At 64.9% G+C, this 7,288-nt stretch carries 6 protein-coding genes; all 6 read left to right on the forward strand.

What is annotated here, in order from left to right; all coding sequences use genetic code 11:
* Positions 1 to 784: 784 nt before the first annotated feature.
* Positions 785 to 1,219 carry a terminase small subunit gene (locus Q0J81_RS09740; RefSeq protein ID WP_294447496.1) on the forward strand — a complete coding sequence of 145 codons (435 nt, stop codon included), beginning with the start codon at positions 785 to 787 and terminating at the stop codon, positions 1,217 to 1,219.
* A 223-nt stretch (positions 1,220 to 1,442) separates the two neighbouring features.
* Positions 1,443 to 2,705 carry a terminase family protein gene (locus Q0J81_RS09745; protein ID WP_294447497.1) on the forward strand — a complete coding sequence of 421 codons (1,263 nt, stop codon included), beginning with the start codon at positions 1,443 to 1,445 and terminating at the stop codon, positions 2,703 to 2,705.
* Positions 2,699 to 4,822, forward strand: coding sequence for a hypothetical protein (locus Q0J81_RS09750; protein WP_294447499.1), 2,124 nt, complete (start codon positions 2,699 to 2,701; stop codon positions 4,820 to 4,822). The genes Q0J81_RS09745 and Q0J81_RS09750 overlap by 7 nt, the downstream gene beginning before the upstream one ends.
* A gap of 172 nt (positions 4,823 to 4,994) precedes the next feature.
* On the forward strand, positions 4,995 to 5,270 hold the full coding sequence (locus Q0J81_RS09755; protein ID WP_294447501.1) for a hypothetical protein: 276 nt from the start codon (positions 4,995 to 4,997) through the stop codon (positions 5,268 to 5,270).
* Complete coding sequence (locus Q0J81_RS09760) at positions 5,267 to 6,262, forward strand: hypothetical protein (protein WP_294447502.1); 996 nt, start codon at positions 5,267 to 5,269, stop codon at positions 6,260 to 6,262. Before Q0J81_RS09755 ends, Q0J81_RS09760 begins: the two co-directional genes overlap by 4 nt.
* Before the next feature lie 401 nt (positions 6,263 to 6,663).
* Positions 6,664 to 7,288: DUF5309 family protein (locus Q0J81_RS09765; RefSeq protein WP_294447503.1), on the forward strand; the 625-nt coding region annotated here is incomplete at its 3' end.

Consider the following 7,288-nt stretch of genomic DNA (forward strand, 5'->3'; position numbering starts at 1 on the left):
GCGTGCGCGGCTGCGCCCGCCTGCGGCTGGCCGACCGATGGCCCCGCTTCGCGGTGCCATCGGTGTGATTGGAAGGGATTTCCAGATTTTTTAAGGGGAGTGCGCTGGTTCAACGCTCTGGGAAACCTTTGTTTGCAAGGGACAATTTTTCTCAACGCTCTGGGGAACGCAACCAGCCTTCAGGCGGTCGCGCCGACGGACATAAGCAGGCGGGATTCACTCCCGCCGTTAAACGTAATGCCCGTCGTGCAAGCCCGTGTCCGTACAGCGTGTCTTTGAGCAGACGGGCGGTGGTATTCGGGGAGAGGAAAGAGGCAGAGAAGTGGAGCGTTCAGGGGGCGTGTCGTGCCATGTGGAGTCCGTACAGCGTGTCCGGGGCAGACGGGCGGTGGTGGTACTTGGGCGGGTGCGTGACTTTTTTTCCTTGCAGCACTGGTCCCCGCTTTTGCGGGGAACAGTCGGCTACCGCAGGCGGGTGCAGGGCACACGCCTGCACTGAGAGAGCAGGCAGAAACGTGTCCGGCCAAGCCTTCCGGTTTTGGCGTTGTTTTTCCTGCCTTGCATTTTTGAAGAGCGTCACCGGCTTTGATGAGAGAGCCGCCGAAGGCGGAACCATGGGGGTTCGGGGGAGATTATCTCCCCCGACGGGGCCAGGGGCAGGGCCCCTGCGGGGTTTCAGGGGCGGAGCCCCTGTCTGTCTGTCTGTCTGTCTGCCTGTCTGTCTGCCTGTCTGTCTGCCTCTCCGTTTTTCCGCCTCAAATATCATCATGAAAAAGAACGAGTTATGGGACTGACGAACAGGAAGAAGCGATTTGTGGAGGAATACCTTGTGGACATGAACGGCGCGGAGGCGGCGAAGCGTGCGGGGTATTCGGAGAAGGGGGCGTCGCGGGCGGCGTATCGTCTTTTGCACGAGCCTGCGGTGCAGACGGCTTTGGAAGCGGCGCGTGCCGGGGTATCGGCGCGGACGGGGGTGGATGCGGACTATGTGGTGCGCTCGCTGGTGGAGATAGTTGAGCGATCCATGCAGCGGGTTCCGGTGCTCACGGCGCGGGGCGAGCAGATGGTGGACGAGGAGGGCCGCGGGGTGTGGCGCTTTGATGCGCGGAGCGCGAACAAGGCGCTCGAGCTTCTGGGGCGGCACCTCGGCATGTTCACCGACAGAATAGAAGCCGACGTGCGCGAGAGCGTGAAAGTGGTGCTCTTCGGGGGCGAGTGAGGGAGGCTTCCGCCGCCCCCCGCGTTTCCCCACGGCGGGCCGGTTAGGAGATCTGCGGCCGGGAGTCGGGGCGTGATGCGGCCGGGCGGGGCGCGGGGCGTAGGGCGTTCGTGGCCCCGGGGGAGTCGGCAGGGCCCCCTCGCGTTCCCCGGGCGTGATGCGGGCCGGGCCCGGAGCGTTCGTGGCCCCGGGGCGGCGGGCATGATCGTGTAAGGAAGGAGAGATGAGCGAGGTTCGCATACGGCTGAGGCCGCTGCAGCAGAAGGCGCTGAAAGCGCTGGATGCCCGGCGTTTCGGGGTGCTTGTCTGCCACAGGCGTTTCGGCAAGACGGTGCTTGCGGTGTCGCGGCTGTGCCGCAACGCCACGCTTGCCGGGGAGTCGTACCGCGGGGCGTACATTGCGCCCACGTACCGGCAGGCCAAGGACGTGGCCTGGGACTATTTGAAGAAGATCGCTCTGGCGGCCGGGGCGAAGGTGAACGAAGGGGAGCTTCGGGTCGACTTCAAAAACGGGGCGCGGATACGTCTGTACGGGGCGGAGAATCCCGATTCGTTGCGCGGTCTGAACCTGTGCGACGTGGTGTTCGACGAGGTGGCGCAGATGCCCTATTCGATGTGGTCGGAAATCGTGCTTCCCATGATTCTGGCCACGCACGGCCGGGCGCTTTTCCTGGGCACGCCCAAGGGCCGGAATGCGCTCTGGAAGGTATGGGAGAACGCGCGCTTGCACGACGAGGAATGGGCGGCGCTCATGTACCGCGCTTCCGAGACGGGAATACTCTCGGAAGAGGATCTGGCCGTGGCGCGGCGCGAGACCGACGAGTCGGAATACGAGCAGGAATATGAGTGTTCGTTCACGGCGGCGGTGGCGGGGGCGTACTACGGCAGGCTCATGGAGCAGCTCGGCCGGGAAGGAAAGATTGCCGCGGTGCCGTATCAGCCGGGATTTCCCGTGGTGACGGCGTGGGATCTCGGCTTTTCGGACTCCACGGCCATCTGGTTCGCGCAGGTGGTGGGGCGCGAGGTGCACGTCATCGACTACTATCAGGCGTCGGGCGCGGGGCTGGATCATTACGTAAAGGTGCTGGGCGAAAAGGGGTACGTGTACGGCGAGCATCTTCTGCCGCACGATGCCGCGGCTTCGGAGCTCGGCACGGGCACGACGCGGCTTGAGACGCTGCAGCGTCTCGGGGTGCGGGGGCGGGTGCTGCCCATGACCACGGTGGACGACGGCATAAATGCGGTGCGGCTGCTTCTGCCGCGCTGCTGGTTTGACGGGAAGCGCTGTGCGCGGGGGCTGGAAGCTCTGCGTCTGTACCAGCGCGAATGGGACGAAAAGGCGAACGACTTTCGGGCGCGGCCCTTGCATGACTGGACGAGTCACGGGGCGGACGCCTTCCGGTATCTGGCCATGGGGCTGGACAACGTGGCGGGGCGGGGCGGCTTTGACAGGCTTCCGCCGCGCAGAAATCTGCGGGTATGCTGATGGACGAAAAGGACAGAGAAGAGCGGGCGCGCCGCGTGATTGCGCGGGAAATGGAATCGTGCATGGGAGGGGAGGGCTCGCGTCTTTCCTCGGAGCGCACGGCGCTCAAGAAGAAGTATCTGGGCTACGGCTACGGCGTGGACGAGGAGCGCGAGGGCAAGGGGCTTTCGACCTATGTCGACCGCACGGTGATGGAAACCGTGGAATGGGCCAAGCCCGGCCTCATGCGGGTGTTCTGCACGGATGAGATCATACGGTTCGAGCCGAAGACGCCCGAACAGGAACAGGCCGCCGAGGACGCCACGCTGTACGTGAATCAGGTGGTGTTCGGCAGGAGGATGTTTTCGCTGGTGCACGACGTGCTTGCCGACGGGCTGTATCAGCGGGCGGGCTGGTGCATGGCGCACTGTCCGGAGCGCAGGGAGCGGCGGGTCAGGCAGTTCACCGGGCTTTCGGAAGCCGAGGCCGTGGCGCTGCTCATGGACCCCTCGCTGGACATGGAAACGCCGGGCGCGGTGAAGGTGCGTCGTTACGCGTCGCCGCAGGGGCCGCTTTACGACGTGACTGTGCATCAGACCGTGACCGTGCGAGAGATACGCATCGACGCCGTGCCGCCGGAGAACGTGATAGTGTCGGCGGACGCGGAAAGCGTGGAGAAGGCGCGCTTCATTGCCTGCTGGCAGAGGCGCACGGCCTCGGAGCTTGTGAGCGAAGGGTATCCGCGCGCGCTCATTGAGGAGCTGGAACCTGCGGACGGCGCGGACGAAATGCCGGAAACCGCAGTGGGCCGCGCGGTGAACGACGCCTTCGGGCCGGTGCGGGGCGAGGGACGCGGGGCGGCGCGGGAATACAGAATTTATGAAGCGTGGTTCGACTTCGATCTGGACGGCGACGGGCTTGACGAAAAGGTGAAGGCCACCTTCTGCGGCGAGGGGGAGAGCTGCCGCATTCTGAAGCTTGAGGAATGGCCGCTGTATCGAGCGCCGCTCTTTGCGGCCTGTTCGGTGCCCATGCCGCATCAGGTGGTGGGGCTGTGTCTGGCGGATCTCGTGTCCGACGTGCAGGATTTGCGCACGGAAATGACGCGGCAGTATCTGGACAATCTGGCGCTGTCCAATCAGGGCGAGCTCGTGGTGAACGAGGGCATGAGCGGCAGCGTGGAATACGACAGTCTGCTGGCGCGCGGGGTGGGGGCGGTGCATCGCGTGCGCGGCGACGCCACCATAACGCCGCTGCCCGTGACGGCCTCGTCGTCGGACGCGCTTGCCGGGCTCGACATGAGCGCAACGCTCATCGAGCGGCGCACGGGGGTGTCGAGCCGCACGCAGAGCCTGCAGGCCGACACGCTTCAGAACACGGCCACGGGCGCGAGCATCATGGAAGAGGCCATAAATCAGCGTCTTGAGCTCATTGCGCGCGTGTACGCCGAAACCTTTTTCAAGCCGCTCGGCCGTTATGTGCTGCATCTTCTGCACCGGTATCACGACAAGGCGGTGCAGCTGCGGCTGAAGGGCCGTTTCATGGCCTTTGATCCGCGCAACTGGGATCCGGACATGGACATAGCCGTGGCCGTGGGACTCGGCACGGGCAACCGCATGAAGCTGGTGGCGGCCTGTCGCGAGATATTGCAGCTTCAGCAGGCGTTCATGGGGCGTCTCGGGGCGAACTCGCCGGTGCATCTGTCCAACGTGGTCTACACCTGCCACAAGATGGCGGAAGCTGCGGGTCTGGAATCGCCGGAGCGCTTCTTCGGCTCGGAAGAGGACGCCAAGAAGGCCGAGGCGGCCATGAGGAGCGCGCCTGCCGCGCCTTCGGCGGAGGAAAGGAAGCTGGAGCTTGAAAAGGAAAAGCTGCGTCTTGAGCGGGAGAAGTTCGAGCTTGAGAAGGCGGAAACGCTGGAGCGGCTGCGTCTTGATGCGTGGAAGGCGCAGACGGACGCCGCGCGCGACGCGGCCAAAACGGCGCAGAGCGCGCTTCTGGACAGGGCGAAGACCGAAGGAAGCCTTGCGCTGAAGGCGGCGGAAATGCGCATGGAGGAAGGTCTTGACCGTGCGCGTCTGGCCGCGGGCGAGCGGGGCGCGGGGCTGACGAAGATCAGGGGCGCCGGGGCATGGTGACGGACGTGAGGAAGCCGGGCGGACTTTTGGGGATTCCGGGATCTGCCTGAGCCGCCGAACCGGAGAGGTTTTCAAACCGTTGCCGTGCGCGAGCCGAAACCTCAGGGGCGGACATCTGTTGAAGGAAAGAGGGTACCGGAAGGGCAGCCCGGGTACTTCATGAGGGAAAACAATGACGCATGAAGAGCGGATGGAAGCGCTGGAAGCCGGACGCATTTTGCAGAGCGCGGTGTTCCGGCGGGCGTTCGAGCGCCTGGACGCGCGGTATGTGCAGGCGTGGCGCGCCAGTGCCGACGGCGTGAAGCGTGAGGACTGGTGGCATAAACAGCGGGCGCTTGCAGAGGTGAAAAAGGAAATTTTTCGGGAATTGCAGTGCGCCGCGCTCAAGGAACATGGCAAGGATGAAGCATTGAATGCGGCCGTGAGAGCCGTGAAGGAGAACGCATGAACGACATGGAGAAAAAAGCGGAAGGCGTGTACGACGTGGACGCCATAGCTTCCCTGTTCGACGGCGGGGCGGAAGGCGGCTCCGAAGAGGGGGAGACGCTGCCCGAAGACGTTCGGGACGACGAAGGCCGTGACGGGGAAGGCTCCGCTGCCGAAGATAAGACCGGCGCTGCTGCAGAGGACGCCGCAGGCAAGGCCGATGACGCCGAAAAGGACGCCGGAAACGATGAAGAGGGCCTTGCGGACGTGCCCATGCCGGAAGGCTTTGAAGAGGCGCTGTGGAGCGCGCTTTCTCCCGAGGCGCGAAGCGCGGTGCACTCGCGCGAGCAGGCCCATGCCGCGGAGCTTTCGCAGGCGAGGCAGAAGGAGCAGGCCGCAAGGCAGCGCGAGGAGCAGTTTGCCGTGGCGGCCAACGCCGAGCTTCAGCAGGCGCTTGCCGCCATGAAGCAGATCGTGGAAGCCGAATACGGCTCCGTGGACTGGAACGCGCTTGCCCAGCGTGATCCCGCCGCCTTTGTGAAGCTGCGTCAGGCCTGCGCCTCCCGCATGGACGCCGTGCGCCGCGTGCAGGAGCGCGTGACGCAGGCCGCGCGCCGCTACGAAGCCGAACGCGCCGCCCAGGCCTCCCGCGCCATGGCCGACGAGTTCGCCCGCGTCCAGCCGGAACTTCGCGCTCTCATGGGAGCCGGATTCAACGGCAGAACCTTTGCCGCCAACATTGCGGAATACATGAAGGAGCAGGGCTGCCCCCCTTCCGCCGTCAACGGCCTGACCAAAGGGTACGAGGTCAAGCTCGTCGCCAAGGCCATGCTCTACGACGCCCTCGCCGCCCGACGCGCCGCCGCCGTCAAAAAGGTCGCCGACGCCCCCAGCGTCCGCCCCCCGCGCGCCTCGGCCAGATCCTCCGACCGCGCCTCCCGCGCCCGCGACGCCCTCGCCCACAACCCCGACAGCACCGACGCCCTCGCCGCCCTCTTCGAAGCAACTATGTGAAAGGCAGAAAAGGCAGGAAAGGCAGTGCGGGGGGAATAATTCCCCCCGCGCCCCCTTGTTTCTTTCAGCTTTTTAACAGCGCTCGTGAAAACGCGGGAGCTGAGCCCTGAACGGAAAGGGCAGGGGGGAGTGACGTCAGGGCCGGCAGGCTCGGCGGACGCGTTTCGGGCTGCAATCTCAGTGCAGGCGTGTGCTGCCGCACCCGCCTGCGGCTGGCCGACCAATGTTCCCGCTTCGCGGTCACATCGGTGTGGTTGGAAGGGATTTCCAGATGGTTACGCCGTGCGCTGGTTCAACGCTCCGGGAAACCTTCATTGGCAGCGGAATGACCGTTTCTCAACTCTCCGGCAAATCTCTTCATGCATCAACGGTAATATCAAGCCCTCAGGGGAGGACATGACATGGCAAATACGGTATCCGGTCAGCTCAGGGATGCGAATCTCAAGGGCAAGCCCCGCGATCTCATGGACATGATTTTCAACGTGGCCCCCACGGACACGCCTTTTCTGTCCATGTGCGGCAAGTCCGAGGCCACGCAGACCCTGCACGAATGGCAGACCGACACCCTGGCCAGCCCTGCCGAGAACGCCGCGCTCGAAGGCGCGGACACCACGGCGTTTTCCGAAAGCTTCACCACGGAGCTTTCCAACAAGACGCAGATTCTGAGGAAGGGCATCAACGTATCCGGCACGGCGCAGGCCGTGAAGCAGGCGGGTGTGTCCCGTCAGTACGCCTATCAGATGGCCCTGCGCACCCGCGAGCTCAAGAAGGACGTGGAATACGCCCTTCTGCAGAACAAGGTGGCGCGCGCGGACAACGGTTCCAGCGAGGGCCGACTCATGACCGGGCTTCCCTGCTGGATGCAGACCAACTACGCCACGGAAGACGGCACCAGGGCTTCTCTTCCCGGCACGGCCTGCACGGCGGGAACCACCCGCGTGCCCACCGAGGCCATGCTCAAGGCGCTGCTCACGGACATTTACAACGCGGGCGGCAACCCCGACCGCATCATGATGGCCCCGGACA

This window comes from uncultured Mailhella sp., assembly GCF_944324575.1.
Taxonomy (GTDB): domain Bacteria; phylum Desulfobacterota; class Desulfovibrionia; order Desulfovibrionales; family Desulfovibrionaceae; genus Mailhella.

Bases quoted from the DNA above. Each gene is read 5' to 3' on its own strand.
- Q0J81_RS09755 (WP_294447501.1), top strand. From the start codon at position 4,995: ATGACGCATGAAGAGCGGATGGAAGCGCTGGAAGCCGGACGCATTTTG.
- Q0J81_RS09750 (WP_294447499.1), top strand. From the start codon at position 2,699: ATGCTGATGGACGAAAAGGACAGAGAAGAGCGGGCGCGCCGCGTGATT.
- Q0J81_RS09745 (WP_294447497.1), top strand. From the start codon at position 1,443: ATGAGCGAGGTTCGCATACGGCTGAGGCCGCTGCAGCAGAAGGCGCTG.
- Q0J81_RS09740 (WP_294447496.1), top strand. From the start codon at position 785: ATGGGACTGACGAACAGGAAGAAGCGATTTGTGGAGGAATACCTTGTG.
- Q0J81_RS09760 (WP_294447502.1), top strand. From the start codon at position 5,267: ATGAACGACATGGAGAAAAAAGCGGAAGGCGTGTACGACGTGGACGCC.